We start from the raw sequence: 17,220 nt of genomic DNA on the forward strand, positions 1-17,220 counted from the left end.
GCAGCCGTGGCGGCGGGGTAAAGTGCGTCCGCACGGCGCCTATCGCGCCTTCGCCACCTCGACGGCGTAAAGATGCGACGCGCCTTCGAAATTTCCGCGGAACAGGATCCATTTGCCGTTGGGGGTGAAGATCATGTTCGGCTCCAGCCGATAGTCCTGGCGCCGCATGTCGACCAGCTTTTCGGCCGAGAGCGAGCCCGGTTCGATCAGATCGGCGGCGTTGTCGGCATGGATGCCGGCGCCGTCGGGGATCGCGTGCGGGGCGAACAGATAGAGATATTTGCCATCGGGTGCGTGGGCGACCATCTCGGCATCGCCACCGTCGCCCGAGAAGCGGCTGCCATCCGGCGACTGGTTGTAATGCACCGACCATTGGTTGCGCGCGACCGGATACCAGCGCCGCTTGCCCGTCGCGAGTTCGACCCCGGCAAGCCAGAACACCTCGCCGCGCGGTGTCTGAAGATCGTACCAGACCCATTTGCCGTCGGGCGAGAAGAATTCATGCCCCGCAATTTCCATGTTCATGGTGCGGCGATGCAGCAGCCGCTTGCCGGTGCCGTCCGCGCGGATCGCCCATAGCCGGTCGACGCGGTGCCACGGCCCTTCGTGGCAATAAAGAATCTGCTGCGAATCGGTGGGCGAGAACTGGACATGATTGAGCCAGTCGGTCGATGCCGTCACCACGCGGCGCCGGCCGCTGCGCAGATCGATCGTGAAGATTTCCATCGGCACCTTCGCGTCGAGCCTGCGGTTCAGATGAACCTCCTTGGCCTCGGCATAGGTCAGCGGCTTTCCGTCCGGTCCGGTGGCGCGATAATCGTGGACGCCCGGCGTGTTCACTTCGCCCTCCGCCCGCGCGAGCGTGCCGTCGGGCCGCAGCGGCACGACCGGGCGGGCGACCTGGCCGAGCAACAGCGTCTCATCCGCGTTGATCGATCCGATCCATCCGCCCGGCACCGTCGCCACCCGCCGCACCGCGCCGCTATCGGCATTGACGGCATAGATGCCGAACGGGCCGCCGGCATCGTCGCGCGCACGATCGGCGAAATAGATGGTGCGCGTGCGGCGGCCGGCGAACAGCATCACGGCGCCCGGCCGAGATACCAGCGGCCGCATTGTCCAGTGGGCGAGATCGACCAGCGCGATGCCCGCGGGCGTGGTGACGGCGAGCGCATCGCCCTGCGGCAGGAAGCTGTTCTGGGTGAAATAGAGGCTGACCGTGCCCGGCTCGCGGCTGATCCGCAGGACCCGGTGGCCGGTGGTCGGATCGACCCATTCGGCGGCGGGGTCGGCGCATGCCGGCACCCCCCACAGCCAGAGAAGCAGCGCCGCCACCGCCCCGCACGCCCGGTGCCCGCCTTGTGCCATGAACGCTCTCCCAAGCCGCTTGATGTTGTTTCACATAGTATGATAGCAGTTCATAATATGGAGTAAAGCAGCCGGCACGCGCCCGCGAAAGCCGGAGTCCAGGAGAGAGCATGGCCAGCGCCCCCCGCCCCGTCCGGTGGTACAACTATCTCGCTTACGGGTCGAACGACGTGCTCGGCGCGGGTTCGATGGCGGTCATTTCGGGCTGGGTGCTGATCTTCTACACCCAGTTTTGCGGGCTGGAGGCGTGGGAGGCGGCGCTGATCTTCACGGTCGCGCGCGTGCTCGATGCGATCGCGTCGCCGGTGATCGGGCATCTTTCGGACAATATGGGCGAAACCGCGCTCGGGCGGCGCTTCGGCCGGCGGCGCTTCTTCATCCTCGCGGCGATTCCGCTGCTCCCTTCGTTCGCTATCATGTGGGTCGCGGGGCAGGGCTTCTGGTATTATCTCGTCACCTATGTCCTGTTCGAGCTTGTCTATGCGATGGAGATCATCCCGTACGAGACGCTCGCCGCCGAAATGGCGCGCGATTATCGCACCAAGGCCAAGTTCGCGGGCTTTCGCATCCTGTTCGCCCAGGCGAGCGCGATCCTGGCCGGGTTCCTGCCCGGCATGCTGATCAAGGCGCTGGGCGAGAACAGCGCCGAGACCTTCCTCTATATGGGTATCCTGTTTTCGGCATTGTTCATGCTGACGGCGGGGCTGCTCTATCGCTTCAGCTGGGAGCGGCCGGCCGCCGAAGTCGCAGCGCTTCGGCCCGCCCGCGCGCCGCGACCGACCGTCGGTGCCGCGATCGGCGAGCTTTATTCCAACCTGTTCGCCACCTTCCGCATCCGCGCCTTTCGCCTGCACCTCGGCATGTATCTGGGCGGCTATATCAGCCAGGACGTGTTCAACGCCGCCTTCACCTTCTTCGTCGTGTTCGCGCTGGCCGGCTCGATCGGCGCGGTATCGACGCTGCTCGGCACGATGTATGTCGTTCAGTTCGTCGCGGTGCTGCTCGCGATCAACCTTGCGCTGCGCAGTTCGCCCGCCCGCGCCTATCAGCTGGCGGCGCTGAGCTTCGCGGGTGGGGTGGTGACGCTGCTCGTCCAATGGGGGGCGGGCGTGCGCGTGGGCAGCGCGTGGCTGTGGCTACCGATCGCGCTGGCGGGGCTCGGCCGCGGCGCGCTCAACTACATCCCCTGGGCGACGTACAATTACATGGCCGATGTCGACGAGATCGTCACCGGCCGCCGCCGCGAGGGCGCGTTCGCCGGCGTGATGACCTTTGTCCGCAAGCTCACCCAGGCCGCAGCAGTGGCGGGCGTCGGCGCGATCATGAGCGCTGGCGGCTATGAAAAGGGCGCGGCGGTGCAGAGCGCGCAGGCCGTCCAGACGATCGCGCTGGTGCTCGGCATCGGCACCACGGTCGTGCTCGCGGCGGGCATCCTTGTCTCGCTGCGCTTCCGCCTCAATGCCGCGACGCACGACGTGCTGATGGCGGAAATCGACCGGTTCAAGCGCGGCGAGCGCCAGCCGCTTTCGCCTGAAACGCGGATGACGGTCGAGGACCTGTCGGGCTGGCGCTACGACCAGCTATGGGGCCGGAACCCGGTGGCGGCGCGACGGAGTTGACTAGAACTCGTGGCCCGTCCGGTCGCGCTTGGTCGCCAGATAGCGCGCATTGTGCGGATTGGCGGGCAGCACGTGCGGCACGCGCTCGGCCACATCGATGCCCGCCGCGCGCAGCGTCTCCACCTTTTGCGGGTTGTTGGTGAGCAGCCGGATGCGTGGCTGACCGAGCAGGGTCAGCATCCGCGCCGCCACGCGGAAATTGCGCGCATCGATCGCGAAGCCCAGCCGGGTGTTCGCGTCGACCGTGTCGAAGCCCTGGTCCTGCAGCGCATAGGCGCGCAGCTTGTTGATCAGGCCGATGCCGCGCCCTTCCTGGCGCAGATAGAGCAGGATGCCCCAGCCGCTCTTCGAGATCTCGGCAATCGCGGCCTTGAGCTGCGGCCCGCAATCGCATTTCAGACTGCCGAGCATGTCGCCGGTCAGGCATTCGCTGTGGAGCCGCACCAGCGGGGCTTCGCCGTTCGGCTGGCCGATCAGCAGCGCGATATGCTCGCCCGGCATCTCGTCGGTGCGGAAGGCGACGATCTCGGCGTCCTCGGCCGCCTCCACCGGCAGCCGCGCGCGGCCGACAATGCGCAGGCGATCGGCATCCTCATGCGCGTCGATATCGGCGAGGGTGATCGGATCCTCGGCATCCCCGGCATCGCCTTCGAGCACGAAGAAGGCCGGCAGCAGACCGGCGATCCGCGCCAGCCGCAGCGCGGCCGTCGCGGCGTCGGCCTGTACCACCGGTATTGCGCGAAACGGGCCCTTCAGCGGTGTGGCGAGGTCGAACTGCGGATCGGCGAGCGCGGTCGCCGCATCGAAATCGAGCCACGCCACCCGATCGACCAGCACCGGCGCATCGGGCGTTGCCGCGTCGCGCTGGTTGGCGAGCTTCAGCGTCGCCGCGCGGCCGGCCGAGAGCAACACCGGCGCGGTGCCGGCGGGATCGAATGCCGCCAACCGCTCGCCATCTCCGGTCTCGATCGCGAGCAGCCTGAGCGTGCCGCCTGCGCCGCGAATGGCGATCGGCCACCCGCGGCGCAGCGCGTCGACAGCGTGAGCGGCGGCGCGCGGATCGCTCAAAAGTCGAACTCCGTCACGATCGGCACATGGTCCGACGGCTTGAGCCAGGATCGGCACGGCTCGCAAACGCGGTGGGCGGTCGCCTTGTCGCCGATTGCGGGGCTTGCCCACATGTGATCGAGGCGGCGGCCGCGATCCGATGCCGCCCAGTCCTTCGCGCGATAGCTCCACCAGGTATAGCAGCGCGCCGGGGCGGGGATGAACTTGCGGCCGAGATCGATCCAGCCATGCGCCGCCTGCAACCGCCCCAGCGCCTCGACTTCGATTGGCGTGTGGCTGACGACGTCGAGCAGCTGCTTGTGGCTCCACACGTCCGATTCGAGCGGGGCGATGTTGAAGTCGCCGGTGAGGATCGTCGGCACGTCGAGCGTGGCCGACCATTCGGTCATCCGCGCGACGAAATCGAGCTTCTGGCCGAATTTCGGGTTCACCTCGCGATCGGGCACGTCGCCGCCAGCGGGGACATAGACATTTTCGAGCCGCACCCCGTTCGGCAGCCGCACGCCCACGTGCCGCGCTTCCTGATTGGCCTGCCAGTCGAGCCGGTCATCCTCCGCCAGCGGCACCTTGCTGACGATGGCGACGCCGTGGTGCATCCGCTGGCCGTGCTTGATGATATGGGTATAGCCCAGCTCGCGGAACGGCGCCTCGGGGAAATCGCCGTCGATCACCTTGGTCTCCTGGAGACACAGGATGTCGGGGGCTTCCTCGCGCAGAAACTGCTCGACGATGGCGATGCGGAAGCGGACGGAGTTGATGTTCCAGGAGGCGATCTTCACGGTCGCCGATGTAGCAACTCCGCCGCGAAGTGCCAGTATATCATGGCGGGGTTGCCGAAAAGGAAAGGCCCCCGCTCCGGGGGCAATGGAGCGAGGGCCGACCTAGCGTTCGTCACGCAGGCGGGATGGGGTAGAATCCCGGGCAACAGGGGGAAAAATCCCGGGTAGAAAACCCCTTCCGCATTTCCCCCCTAGCGGGGCGAACCTGTCGCGGCGATGAACGGTTCGCTATTTTGCGATCAATGGCTGCGCGGCCCCTGCGGCCGCGGATCCTTCCAGCGGAAGGTCGCGTCGCTCACCGGCGCGTTGAATTTCTGGTCGCTCAGCCGGATCGTCGTGCGATTGTTCTGCGCATCGAGCGCCACCCAGCCCTGCAGCTTGAGCCCGGCGGGGCCGGCGGCGTCGCGCTGGAACACCATCGTGATGCGGCCATATTCGGGGTGCTTGGGGTCATGCACCTCGACCGAGAGAATGCGCGAATCGCCGGTCGGCTTCACCGACGCATAGCTTTCCATACGGCTGGGATCGAGCAGCACGCGCAGCGGCGAGTTTCCGATCGGCCAGCGTTGCAGCTGGCGCACCTGATAATCGATGAAATACAGGCTCTTGCCGTCGGCGACGATCAGCTGCGGCACGCCCTTTTCATACTGAAAGCGGATCTTGCCCGGCTGCTTCAGCGTCATCGATCCGGTGACGATGCGGCCGTTGCGATCTTCCTGCGAGAAATTGGCGGTCATGGTGGAAATCGCCTTCAGGTGCTGCTGCACCTGGGCAAGCTCGGGTGCCGGCGCCGGTGCGGCGGCGACGATCATCGGCGCGGCCAGCATCGACAGGGCCAGAGGGCGCGAAAACACGGGTGTCGTTCTCCGAATTGCTGGTGGCCCGGATAGCGGGCGGGGCTTGAACGGGCTGTGAACCCGTTGCCACCCCGATTCGATCCGCTTTAGAGCTGCCGCCCTTCGGTATCCATCAGCACTTCGCGGCGGCCGACATGATCGGGGCGCGATACCAGCCCCTCTTGCTCCATCCGCTCGATCAGGCGCGCGGCCGAGTTGTAGCCGACGCGAAGCTGGCGCTGGAGCCAGGATGTTGACGCCTTCTGGCTTTCGGCGACCAGCTGAACCGCGCGGCGATAGGCCTGCTGCTCGGGGCTGTCCTCGCCCTCCGGCTCGCCGTCGAGCTTGAAGCCGCCATCCTCGGGCTCTTCGGTGACGGCCGAGATATAGTCGGGCGCGCCCTGTGCGCGCCAGAAATCGGTGACCGCCTGGACATCCTCGTCGCTGACGAAGGGGCCGTGGACGCGGGTGATGCCTTTTCCGCCGGACATATAGAGCATGTCGCCCTTGCCCAGCAGCTGCTCCGCGCCCTGCTCGCCCAGGATGGTGCGCGAATCGATCTTCGAGGTGACGTGGAAACTGATCCGGGTCGGCAGGTTCGCCTTGATCACGCCGGTGATGACGTCGACCGAAGGGCGCTGCGTCGCCATGATCAGGTGGATGCCCGCCGCGCGCGCTTTTTGTGCGAGCCGCTGGATCAGGAATTCGACTTCCTTGCCGGCGGTCATCATCAGGTCGGCAAGCTCGTCGACGATCACGACGATCAGCGGCAGCACCTGAAGGTCGAGCGTTTCCTCCTCATAGATCGGCTTGCCGGTATCGGGATCATAGCCGACCTGCACCTTGCGGCCGAGCGTCTGGCCCTTGGCCTTGGCGGCGCGAACCTTGTCGTTGAAGCTGGCCAGGCTGCGGACGTTGACCGATGCCATCATCCGGTAGCGATCCTCCATCTGCTCGACCGCCCATTTCAGCGCGCGCACCGCCTTGGGCGGATCGGTCACCACGTCGGCGAGCAGATGCGGGATGTCCTTGTACATGCTGAGTTCCAGCATCTTCGGATCGATCATGATCAGCCGGCACTGCTCGGGCGTCATCCGATAGAGCAGCGACAGGATCATGCAGTTGAGGCCCACCGACTTGCCCGAGCCGGTGGTGCCGGCGACGAGCAGATGCGGCATCGGCGCGAGATCGGCGATCACCGGTTCGCCGGCGATGTTCTTGCCGAGCACCAGCGGCAGCGTGGCGCCCTGTTCCTCGAACTGCTGGCTGCCGATCAGTTCGTGCAGATTGACGCCCTCGCGGGTGGCGTTGGGCAGTTCGATGCCGATCACGGTGCGACCGGGGATGGTCGCGACGCGCGCGGAGATCGCGCTCATGTTGCGGGCGATGTCGTCGGCCAGCTGGATCACGCGGCTGGCCTTGATGCCGCTCGCCGGCTCCAGCTCGTACATGGTGACGACGGGGCCGGGGCGCACCTCGACGATCTCGCCCTTCACATGGAAGTCCTCGAGCACGCTTTCGAGCAGCCGGGCGTTGCGCTCCAGCGCGGCCTTGTCGATCGTCGCATTGGCGTTTGCCGGCGGCGGGGCAAGCAGGTCGAGCGGGGGCAGCTGATAGCTGTCCTTGAAGTCGAGCGAGGTCTGCACCGGCGGCTTGGTGCGCGCCGGGGAAAGGGCCACGCTGCGATCGGCGATCGTCGGGCCGGGGCGATTGTCCGGCACCACCTGCCTGCGCGGTTCGGCTGCCGTGCGCGGCACGTCGGCAACCAGCGGTGCGGGGTCGCGCACGCGCACAGCGGGCTCGCCATCGATATCAGACTGGCGCGCCACGGCGCTGCGATCGGCGCGCTGCGGCATGCGCAGCACGCCGGCGGGAAGGCGCAACTGCAGCCGCCGCCACCAAAGCCAGATCGCTGCGCAAAGCGCGACGAGCCCCAGCCCGCGCCCGACCCAGAAGCTGATCGTGGGATTGCCGGCCAGGCCGATCAGCCAGTCGGCGCCGCCGGCGACAGCGAGACCGATCACGCCGCCCATCCCGCCGGGCAGTCGCCAGTCGAGCGGCAGCGACCAGTCGATATGCAGCAGTGAAAGGCCGATCGCGGCGAGCAGGGTGGCGATCGCGGCACCGGCCAGCATCCGCCGCCACCCGGTGGTCGGCTCGTCCGTGATCAGCCGCCGGGCCAGGATCAGCCCGACCGGCACCAGCATCAGCACGGGCAGCCCGAGCGTCGAATAGAACAGGTCCGCCGCCCAGGCGCCCACGCCGCCCATCCAGTTGCGCGCGGGCCCTGCCGCGGCGGTGTTGAGCGACGGGTCCGCCGAGCGATAGCTGACGAGCGCGAGCAGCAGCGCCGCGGTGACGGCGAATAGCGTCACGCCCGCGATCACCAGCCCGCTGCGCCGGACTCCGGCCTTCATCGTGTCGCGCCAATGCGGCGTCTGTGCGCGGGACGCCATCGTCCAGCCTCCGGTCTGTCAGGAAAAAAGCCGCGAAATCATCGCGCCTGCGGACTCGCGCGTCAAGGCGGGTCGGGCGGGGGGCACCTGTTCCGCGAGACGGCTGGCACGCGCGGCCGAACCTGCTAGGGCTGTCTTCATGGACCAGGCGGACATTCTCATCCTTGGCGGCGGGCTGGTCGGCAGCGCGCTCGCGACTGCGCTTGATGCGCACGGCCTCAGCTCGATCGTCGTCGATCCGGCCGATCCGGCGACGATCCTGGCGGCGGATTTCGACGGCCGCGCCTCGGCGATCGCCAGTGCGCCGATGCGGATGTTCGAGGCGATCGGCGTCGATCATCGGCTGGCCGGCAAGGGCTGCCCGATCGAGGGCATTCGCGTGTCCGACGGGCTGGCGCCGGGCAAGCTCGACTTCGCGCCCGATGGCGAGGAGGGTGCGCTCGGCCACATGTTCGAAAACCGCGTGCTGCGCCAGGCGCTGTTCGAGGCGGCCCAGGCCGCGCCGCGCGCCGATGTCCGCATGCAGACGCGCGCCGTCTCGATCGAGCGCGGCCCCGCCGGGGTGGTCGCGATGCTCAGCTCTGGGGCGACGGTGCGGGCGCAGCTGCTCGTCGTCGCCGAGGGGCGAAATTCGCCGACGCGCGAGTCGGCCGGGCTCAAGGTCGCGCGCTGGACCTATGACCATGCCGCGATGATCGCGACGATGGGGCATCAACGCAGCCACGAGAACATCGCCTTCGAGATTTTCTATCCGCAGGGGCCGTTTGCGATTCTGCCGCTGCTCGACGATGCGAACGGCCACCGCTCGGCGGTGGTTTGGACGGTCAACGCGCGCGATGCCGTCGCGATGCACAAGATTTCCGACCGCGCCTATCTGGCCGAGGCGGAGAAGAAGATGGGCGGCTTTCTGGGCAAGCTCGGGCCGCTGTCATCGCGGTCCTCCTATCCGCTCGGTTTCCACCATGCCGCCTGGATCACCGCCGACCGGCTGGCGCTGGTCGGCGATGCCGCGCACGGCATCCATCCGATCGCGGGACAGGGCGTCAATGTCGGCTTCCGCGACGTCGCCACGCTGGTCGAGGTGCTGGTCGACGGCAAGCGGCTTGGCCTCGATCTCGGCGATCCGCAGCTGCTCGCCCGCTATCAGCGCTGGCGCGGGCTCGATACCGTCATGGTGTCGCTCGCGACCGACGGGCTGACCCGGTTGTTCGGCGTGCCGGGCGCGCTGCCCAACGCCGTGCGCCGCTTCGGCCTGTCGGCGGTCGATCGCCTGCCGCCGCTCAAGCGCTGGTTCATGGGCGAGGCGCGTGGCGAAAGCGGCGATGTGCCCAAGCTGCTGCAGGGCTTTGCGGCCTGAGCACTGGCGCATGGCCCACAATTGACGCGGGGGGCGAAACATGGCTTGCAACGATTGCATGTCGAAAGAGCAAGAGAGCATCGGCGCCCTGACGCCGCTGGTGGGCTATCACCTCCGCCGCGCCTCGAGCGCCTTTGCCGCGGATTTCACGGCGGCGATGGAGGGGACCGGGCTTCGCCAGGTGCCGTTCGCGGTGCTGTCGGTCGTCTCGGCCAATCCGCGGATCAACCAGGGCTCGGTCGGCCGCATTCTCGGCATCAAGCGCGCGAACATGGTGGCGCTGATCACCGAGCTGGTCGAGATGGGCCTGATCGACCGGGCGGTGGACGCGAACGATCGCCGGGCCTTTTCGCTGACGCTCACCATAGCGGGCGCGGCGGCACTCGCCGATGCGGTCGGCCGGATCGAGGCGCATGAGCGCAAGATGCTAGCCGACATGAGCGACGCAGAGCGGGCCACCCTGCTCGATCTGCTCGGCCGGATCGAGCGCAGCAGCAACGGCAGCGTCGAGCCCGACGAGGCCTGAGGCCGCGCCGCGGGCGGGTCAGTCGGCGACGATCAGTGCGTCCAGCGCAATCACGCCCTTGCCGCGCGGATAGACCAGCAGCGGATTGAGATCGACCTCGCGGATCGACGGCGTCCCCGCGATCACCCGGCCCAGCGCGCCGATCGCCGCCGCCGCCGCATCCACGTCGAGCGCGGGCGAGCCGCGATAGCCGTCGAGCAGCTGGCCCTGCCGCAGCGCGCGCAGCTCGGCGACGATCGCCGCATGGGTAAGGTCGGGCGCGAGCAACCGCACGTCGTGCAGCAGCTCGGCCGTCACGCCGCCAAAGCCGACCAGCAGGATCGGCCCCCATTCGGGATCGTTGCGCGCGCCGACGATCAGTTCGGTGCCGCGCTCGCCCATCGCCTCGACCAACGCGCCCTCGAGCGCGATCGAGCCGTCATAGGCGGCGACATTGTCGTAAAGCCGCGTCCAGGCGGCGGCCAGCGCGTCGGCATCGGCGATGCCCAGGATCACGCCGCCCGCATCGCTCTTGTGGCTCAGCGCCGCCGACTGCGCCTTGAGCACGACCGGGTAGCCGATCGATGCGGCAACCGCCTGCGCCTCGTCGAGCGTCGCCGCAAAGCCGCCGCGCGGGAAGGGGATGCCGGCGGGCGCCAGCAGCTGCTTCGCGCGATATTCGGGCACCACGCCGCGCGGCGCATCGATCGCGATCGGATCGGCGGCGACGGCGGCGAAATCGCGCTCGGCGCGTTCGGCGAGGTGGCGCAGCGCGCGAAAGGCACGGTCGGCGGTCGGGAAATAGGGGACGCCGATCGCCCGCAGTCCTTCGATATAGTCGGCCGGCACCGGCGCGCCGTCGTCCAGCCCGGCGAACAGCACGGGCTTTTCGGGCGCCAGCGCGCGCACCGCGTCGATGATCGGCGGAAACTTGCGCTCGCTGGTCGCGGCGTCGGTCTGGATGATCCCCAGTACCAGCGCGGCGAAGCGATCGTCGGCGAGCAGCGGCGCCATCGTGCGGCGATACAGATCGGGATCGACCAGCGCCTGCGCGGTCAGGTCCATCGGGTTCGATACCGGGATGAAATCGGGGATGGTGGCGCGCATCGCGGCGGCGGTTTCGTCCGCCGGTGCCGGCAGCGCGAGCCCGATGCGATCGGCAAGGTCGAGCGTCAGCGCCTTGAACGCGCCCGATTCGGTCAGCACCGCCGCGCCGCCGCGACCCACCGGCCGTGCCCGCGCGACGATGTCCATCACGTCGCCCAGCGCCTCCAGGCTGTCGACCAGCACCACGCCCGCGCGCTCCACCTTGGCACGCATCAGCGGCCAGTCGCCGGCCATCGCGCCGGTATGGGTGGCGGCGGATTCGCGGGCGGCGGCGGAGGTGCCGGGGTGCAGCAGCACGATCGTCTTGCCGGCCAGCCGCGCGCGTGTTGCCAGTGCCAGGAACCGGGCGGGCTGGCGGAATTGCTCGACGATCATGCCGATCACCGGCGTCGCCGGATCGTCGATCAGATGCTCGACATAGTCTTCCACGCCCGACGCGGCTTCGTTGCCGGTCGATACCGAGAGGGTGATGCCCAGCCCCTTCGCCATCAGCGTCGTGCCGAGCACCACCGCCATCGCGCCCGACTGGCTGACGATCCCGACGCCGGGCTTGCCCGCCAGGTCCAGCACCGGCACCTCGACAAAGGTGAGCGGCACGCCGGCGGCATGGTTCACCATGCCCAGGCAGTTCGGCCCTTCGATCACCATGCCATGTTCGGCGGCGATGCGGGCCACCTCCGCCTGCGCGGCGATCCCTTCATCGCCACCTTCGGCGAACCCGGCCGAAAAGATGATCGCGGCCCCGCATTTCCGCGCCGCCAGCGCCCGCACCGCATCGAGCACCGCCGGCCCCGGGATGGCGAGCGCGGCGGCGTCCACCCCTTCGGGAAGCTCGGCGATCGACTTGAGGCACGGCCGCCCGTCGATCGTGTCGCGCTTCGGATTGATCAGGTGGATCGCCCCGGCATAGCCGTGACGTTCGAGGTTGCGCATCACGCTGTTGCCCAAGGCGCCGGGCGTCGGCGATGCGCCGATGATCGCGACCGAGCGCGGGGCGAGCAGGCGGGAAAGGTCGGCCATGAATCCTCGATGATCGGGTCTGGAATGCAGTGGGGCGCCGTGGCGCGGGTGGGGGTTCAGCCCTTCACCCGGTCCTTGTCATAGGCGCCGAGGCCCGGCTTGTAGCTCTTCTCGTCGATGAACTGCCGGATGCCTTCCTTGCGGCCCTCATTGTCGAACGAGTTGGCGGCTTCCTGCGCGCGGACCAGATAATCCTCGGCATCGTCATATCCCATGCCGACGACGCGGCGCATCGCGTCCTTGGTCGCCTTGAGCGCCACCGGGTTCTTCTGGAGCAGCACATGGGCGACCTCGGCGACGCGGTCCTTCAGTGTCGCCAGCGGATGCGCCTCGTTCACCAGGCCCCATTCGGCGGCGGTGCGGCCGTCGATATTCTCGCCCATCATCGCATGGTACATCGCCTTGCGGAACGGCATCAGCGCTTCGGCGACCTTGGTGGCGCCGCCGCCGGGCAGGATGCCCCAATTGATCTCGCTGAGGCCGAACTTGGCTTCCTCGGCGGCGAAGGCCAGGTCGCAAGCGAACAGCGGGCCATAGCCGCCGCCGAAGCACCAGCCATTGACCATCGCGATCGTCGGCTTCTGATACCAGCGCAGCCGGCGCCACCAGCCATAGCTTTCGCGTTGCGCCTTTCGCGTGCCCTTCAGCCCTTCGGCTTCGGTCTCGCGGAAATATTCCTTCAGGTCCATGCCGGCGGTCCAGGCCGCGCCCTCGCCCGACAGCACCAGCACGCCGACATCGTCACGGAATTCCAGCGCGTCCAGCACCGCCATCATATCGCGGTTGAGCGTCGGGCTCATCGCGTTGCGCTTTTCGGGCCGGTTGAATCGTACCCAGGCGATGCCGTCTTCGACATCATAGGCAACGACGCCGTTGCTGCTCAGTTCGGTCATGCGGAGTTCCTTCGTTCGGTCGGCCGGGACGTTGCCCGGGCAAATTATGGGCGGGGCGGGCAGATCCTGTCCGCCCCGCCGGTGCGCCCCCTGGGGGGTAAGCGCGCCGGGCCGGCGCTCAGATGGGGTAATGGCCCGGTTCGGTCTCGATCGTGATCCAGCGCAGCTCGGTGAACGAATCGATCCCCGCCTTGCCGCCGAAACGGCCATGGCCGGATGCCTTGACGCCACCGAACGGCATCTGGGCTTCGTCATGCACGGTCGGGCCGTTGACGTGGCAGATGCCCGACTTGATCCGCCGCGCGACGCGCAGGCCGCGCGCGGTGTCGCGCGTGAAGACGGCCGCAGAGAGACCATATTCGGTATCGTTGGCCAGTTCGATCGCATGCGCCTCGTCACGCGCGCGGGTGATGCCGACCACCGGGCCGAAGCTCTCGTCGCGGAACAGGCGCATCGATGGCGTGACGTGATCGATCACATGCGCGGGCATCAGCACGCCGTTGGCCGCGCCGCCGGTCAGCTGGCGCGCGCCGTTCGCGGTCGCATCGTCGATCAGCGACTTCACATGATCGACCGTCTTCTGATCGACCACCGCGCCCAGCGGCGTCTTCCCCTCGCGCGGATCGCCGACCGGCATCGACGCGACCTTGGCCGCGAATTTCTCGGCAAAGGCATCGGCCACCGCCTCGACGACAATGATCCGTTCGGTCGACATGCAGATCTGGCCCTGGTTCATGAACGCGCCGAACGCGGCGGCCTTCACCGCCTCGTCCAGATCGGCGTCCTCCAGCACGATCAGCGGCGCCTTGCCGCCCAATTCGAGCAGAACCGGCTTCAGATGCTCGGCCGCGCGCTTGGCGATGATCCGGCCGACGGCGGTCGATCCGGTGAAGTTGATGCGGCGGACCTTGGGATGATCGATCAGCGCGGCGACGATGCGGGGGGCATCCTCGGGCGCGTTGGTGACGATGCTGACCGCGCCTTCGGGCAGGCCGGCTTCGGCGAAGGCCTCGGCGATCAAGCTGTGCGTGCGCGGGCATTGTTCGCTGGCCTTGAGGACCACCGTGTTGCCGCAGGCGAGCGGCACCGCCACCGCGCGGACGCCCAGGATGATCGGTGCGTTCCATGGCGCGATGCCGAGCATCACCCCCACCGGTTCGCGCACCGCCATCGCGATGCAGCCCGGCTTGTCCGACGGGATCACCTCGCCGCCGATCTGGGTGGTCAGCGATGCGGCCTCGCGCACCATCGATGCAGCGAGCATCAGGTTGAACCGCGCCCAGCCTTCGGTGGCGCCGATCTCGTTCATCATCGCGTCGACAAAGGCGTCGGCCTTGGCCTCCAGCGCCGTCGCTGCCTTGTTGAGCATGGCGCGGCGGGCATTCGGCCCCAGCGCCGACCAGGCGATGAACGCCGTCGCCGCCGCTTCCACTGCGGCATTTGCTGCATCGTTGTCGAATGCGGGGGCCGTCGTCGCGACGTCACCGGTAATCGGGTTGAGTCGGGTAAAACTGGCCTTGCCGCCCTTTGGCGGTGCGATGGTTGCCATAAGCGCCTCTCCTATTGTTATAGCTTATAACCTGTTTGACGCGGTTGCAAGCCGGTCGTGCGAGGCGAGACGCGGGCGCGGCGCGGGACGGCAGGCGCTGCCGCTCGCACCGCCACCGTCAGAAGCTGCCGGACAGCTGGACGAACCAGTTGCGCGGCCGCGCATACATCCGCTCGGCATAGCCCAGCGTGCCGAGCGAGGCGTTCCCTTGCATCAGATAGCGCGAATCGAGCAGGTTGTTGACGCCCGCGCTGATCTCGTACCGGTCCATCAGCTTCAGCGTCAGCGATGCGTTGCCGACGAAATAGCCGTCCTCCTCGATCAGCGGGATGCTGCCGGTGATGAAGGTTTCCTTGGCGGTGTAGCTGCCGTCGACGCGCGGGATCAGCGTCGTCGAACCACCGAGGTGGAGCTCATAGCCGAGGCCGAAATTGGCCTGGAGCGCGGGCGTCAGCGGCAGGTCGTCGCCCGGCGCGACGGTGGCGGTGGCGCCCGGCACCGGCGTGATGCTCTTGATCTTGTCGTCGAGCACGCTCGCGCCCGCATCGAGGATCAGGCCCCAGGGTGCGCGGTAGCTGAGTTCGGCCTCGATGCCGCGAATCTGCGCCTTGCCGGCGTTGAACAGCAGCGGGACGACGCCTTGGCGGAAGATCAGCTGGATATCGTCATAATTGGCCTGGAATGCCGACAGGTTGAACCGCACCCGACCGATATTGGTCTTGGCGCCGATTTCGTAGCTGGTGACGCTTTCCTCGTCGAACGGCAGCGGCACGTTGCCGGCCGGCGCCGCATTGTAGCGCGTGTTGAACCCGCCCGATTTGAAGCTGCGCGCATAGGAGGCATAGGTGCTGATCGCCGGCGACCAGCGATACTGGATGCTGGCCGATCCGGTGAGCGCCGAAAAGCTGCGGGCAAAGGGGCGGTGATAGAGGAACAGCGGCCCGCCCTCGGGAATCGCCTTGGTGGGCAGCGGGTCGGGGTCGGGCAGCGATGCCGGGAACAGGTTGAACACGGTGCCGAGGAAGGTCTTCCGATCGGTGGTGTAGCGAAGCCCGCCGGTCAGTTCGAGGCCGTCGATCGGCTTGACGCTGATCTCCCCGAAGCCGGCCAGCGAGTCGGTCTTGAGCCGCGAGACCTGAAGGTCGCGCGATCCCGGCCCGCCGCCGAGCAGCGAGCCGATCACCGGCGGCGAGGGCGGGAAGGCGAGATAGACCGTCGCGCGTTCGTCGGTGACTTCGTTGAAATAATAGCCGCCGGCGATCGCGTTGACCGAGCCCCAGTCGAGCTGGAGCTGGACCTCCTGGCTGAACTGGGCCGATTTGGCGCCGACATCGGTGGTGATCAGCAGCAGCGGCGTGTTGTCGGCGTCGCGGATGCCGCGCGATTCGGTGCTGCGATAGGCGGTGATGAGCTTGACCGCGGCGACGTCGGTCAGCCGGACAGTGGCGGTGGCGCCGACGCCCCACACCTCGGACGAGCTCTTCACCTCGGCGGTGCCGCCGTTGACGAACGGGCCCTTCGCCTGAAGGTCGTTGGCGCACCGGGCATCGTTGATCATCGGCACGTTGGGCGCGCCGAAGCGCGGATTACCGGGGGTCAGCGGCGCGAACGGGATCGTCGCGCCCGGGCATCCCGCCGCGACGCTGGCGATCGCGGCAACCGGTGCCTGTTCGTTGATGCCGGCGAACACGAATGGCGCGCCGTTCTCGTCGCGCTTCGAATAGTCGCCGCGGATCGACAGGTCGAAATCGGCCGAGGGCTGCCAGCGCAGTGCGCCGTTGAACGAATAGCCATTGTCGTTGCCCAGATCGCGGCCGTCATAATCGCGGATGACATAGCCGTCGCGCTTGCGGAACCCGCCGGAGACCCGCGCCGCCAGCGTCGGGGCAATCGGGATGTTGAGCGCGGCAAAGCCCTCACGGAGATTATACTCGCCCACCCGGAACCGCGCCCGGCCGTTCCAGACGCCGGGTTCGGGCTGCTGCGTCCGCACCAGGATCGCACCGCCGATCGTGTTGCGCCCGAACAGCGTGCCTTGCGGGCCGCGCAGCACCTCGACGCCGGCGATGTCGCCAAAGTCGATCGATCCGCCGACCGCGCGGCCGAGATAGACCTCGTCGAGATAGATGCCGACGCCCGGATCGACGGCGGCCGTCGGATCGACCTGGCCGACGCCGCGGATGAACACCACCGAGGACGCGCTGTTGCCCGAAAGCTGACCCGCGGGCTTGAACTGCAGGCTGGGGGTGACGCGTTCCAGATCCTGGGTCTGCTGGATCTGCCGGTCGGCGAGCATCTCGGCGCTGAGCGCGGTGATCGCGACCGGCGTATCCTGGAGGCTCTCCTGCCGCCGGCGCGCGGTAACGATGATCTCGGCGGTCTGGGCGTCGGTCAATTCGGGCGACGCCGTCGGCGTGGTGTCCGATGTCTGCGCCAGCGCCAGAGAAGGGACCAAGTCGCCGGAAGCGATCAGCGCAGCCGCGCTGCAAACCAAGCGCGCACGCATGCGAGCCCCAAATCGAGCCATGCAAACCTCCCCAGATCCGGGATCTATCGATTGTCCCGATATTGGAGGAAGGCTCTCATTGTTGTTAGTTTGAGTCAATAACAGTTATGTGTCGTATCAATTCCAGCAGCTTGACGCACGCGGATGCGACGTGCGT

Annotated in this window: 12 protein-coding genes; 3 read left to right on the plus strand and 9 right to left on the minus strand. The window is 67.8% G+C overall.

Annotation, left to right across the window (positions count from 1 at the left end; all coding sequences use genetic code 11):
• Positions 1-39: 39 nt before the first annotated feature.
• Positions 40-1,368, minus strand: coding sequence for an oligogalacturonate lyase family protein (locus ACX40Y_RS04205; protein WP_459118267.1), 1,329 nt, complete (start codon positions 1,366-1,368; stop codon positions 40-42).
• Between the two features lie 110 nt (positions 1,369-1,478).
• On the opposite strand from ACX40Y_RS04205, the gene ACX40Y_RS04210 reads away from it, so the two are divergent.
• Positions 1,479-2,987, plus strand: coding sequence for an MFS transporter (locus ACX40Y_RS04210; protein WP_459118268.1), 1,509 nt, complete (start codon positions 1,479-1,481; stop codon positions 2,985-2,987).
• Here the strand turns inward: ACX40Y_RS04210 and ribA are convergent, their stop codons facing one another.
• The 4 genes from ribA to ACX40Y_RS04230 all read right to left on the minus strand — a co-directional run bounded on the left by ribA (position 2,988) and on the right by ACX40Y_RS04230 (position 8,126).
• The gene (gene ribA, locus ACX40Y_RS04215; protein WP_459118269.1) at positions 2,988-4,055 is read right to left on the minus strand and encodes a GTP cyclohydrolase II; all 1,068 of its coding nucleotides are present in this window, start codon (positions 4,053-4,055) and stop codon (positions 2,988-2,990) included.
• Positions 4,052-4,834, minus strand: a complete 783-nt coding sequence (locus ACX40Y_RS04220; RefSeq protein ID WP_459118270.1) for an exodeoxyribonuclease III — start codon at positions 4,832-4,834, stop codon at positions 4,052-4,054. The genes ribA and ACX40Y_RS04220 overlap by 4 nt, the downstream gene beginning before the upstream one ends.
• Positions 4,835-5,073: 239 nt before the next feature.
• Positions 5,074-5,661, minus strand: coding sequence for a LolA family protein (locus ACX40Y_RS04225; protein ID WP_459118405.1), 588 nt, complete (start codon positions 5,659-5,661; stop codon positions 5,074-5,076).
• A gap of 116 nt (positions 5,662-5,777) precedes the next feature.
• On the minus strand, positions 5,778-8,126 hold the full coding sequence (locus ACX40Y_RS04230; RefSeq protein WP_459118271.1) for an FtsK/SpoIIIE family DNA translocase: 2,349 nt from the start codon (positions 8,124-8,126) through the stop codon (positions 5,778-5,780).
• A 139-nt stretch (positions 8,127-8,265) separates the two neighbouring features.
• Between ACX40Y_RS04230 and ACX40Y_RS04235 the strand changes: the two genes are divergently transcribed.
• Together ACX40Y_RS04235 and ACX40Y_RS04240 are read left to right on the plus strand one after the other, a co-directional pair.
• Entirely contained in the window at positions 8,266-9,483 is a 1,218-nt protein-coding gene (locus tag ACX40Y_RS04235) for a UbiH/UbiF/VisC/COQ6 family ubiquinone biosynthesis hydroxylase (protein WP_459118272.1), read from the plus strand.
• A 58-nt stretch (positions 9,484-9,541) separates the two neighbouring features.
• Entirely contained in the window at positions 9,542-10,009 is a 468-nt protein-coding gene (locus ACX40Y_RS04240) for a MarR family winged helix-turn-helix transcriptional regulator (RefSeq protein WP_459118273.1), read from the plus strand.
• An 18-nt stretch (positions 10,010-10,027) separates the two neighbouring features.
• On the opposite strand, the gene ACX40Y_RS04245 is transcribed toward ACX40Y_RS04240, so the two are convergent.
• From ACX40Y_RS04245 to ACX40Y_RS04260, 4 genes are all read right to left on the minus strand, one after another.
• A complete protein-coding gene (locus tag ACX40Y_RS04245) occupies positions 10,028-12,115 on the minus strand; it encodes an acetate--CoA ligase family protein (RefSeq protein ID WP_459118274.1) in 2,088 nt (695 codons plus the stop codon).
• A 56-nt stretch (positions 12,116-12,171) separates the two neighbouring features.
• Positions 12,172-13,008, minus strand: a complete 837-nt coding sequence (locus ACX40Y_RS04250) for a p-hydroxycinnamoyl CoA hydratase/lyase (RefSeq protein ID WP_459118275.1) — start codon at positions 13,006-13,008, stop codon at positions 12,172-12,174.
• A gap of 118 nt (positions 13,009-13,126) precedes the next feature.
• A complete protein-coding gene (locus ACX40Y_RS04255) occupies positions 13,127-14,557 on the minus strand; it encodes an aldehyde dehydrogenase (protein WP_459118276.1) in 1,431 nt (476 codons plus the stop codon).
• A 118-nt stretch (positions 14,558-14,675) separates the two neighbouring features.
• Complete coding sequence (locus ACX40Y_RS04260) at positions 14,676-17,012, minus strand: TonB-dependent receptor (protein WP_459118277.1); 2,337 nt, start codon at positions 17,010-17,012, stop codon at positions 14,676-14,678.
• Positions 17,013-17,220 lie beyond the last annotated feature (208 nt).

The organism is Sphingomonas sp. RS6 (assembly GCF_054489705.1).

Bases quoted from the DNA above. Each gene is read 5' to 3' on its own strand.
- ACX40Y_RS04205 (WP_459118267.1), bottom strand. From the start codon at position 1,368: ATGGCACAAGGCGGGCACCGGGCGTGCGGGGCGGTGGCGGCGCTGCTT.
- ACX40Y_RS04210 (WP_459118268.1), top strand. From the start codon at position 1,479: ATGGCCAGCGCCCCCCGCCCCGTCCGGTGGTACAACTATCTCGCTTAC.
- ACX40Y_RS04225 (WP_459118405.1), bottom strand. From the start codon at position 5,661: ATGCTGGCCGCGCCGATGATCGTCGCCGCCGCACCGGCGCCGGCACCC.
- ACX40Y_RS04230 (WP_459118271.1), bottom strand. From the start codon at position 8,126: ATGGCGTCCCGCGCACAGACGCCGCATTGGCGCGACACGATGAAGGCC.
- ACX40Y_RS04235 (WP_459118272.1), top strand. From the start codon at position 8,266: ATGGACCAGGCGGACATTCTCATCCTTGGCGGCGGGCTGGTCGGCAGC.
- ACX40Y_RS04240 (WP_459118273.1), top strand. From the start codon at position 9,542: ATGTCGAAAGAGCAAGAGAGCATCGGCGCCCTGACGCCGCTGGTGGGC.
- ACX40Y_RS04245 (WP_459118274.1), bottom strand. From the start codon at position 12,115: ATGGCCGACCTTTCCCGCCTGCTCGCCCCGCGCTCGGTCGCGATCATC.
- ACX40Y_RS04250 (WP_459118275.1), bottom strand. From the start codon at position 13,008: ATGACCGAACTGAGCAGCAACGGCGTCGTTGCCTATGATGTCGAAGAC.
- ACX40Y_RS04255 (WP_459118276.1), bottom strand. From the start codon at position 14,557: ATGGCAACCATCGCACCGCCAAAGGGCGGCAAGGCCAGTTTTACCCGA.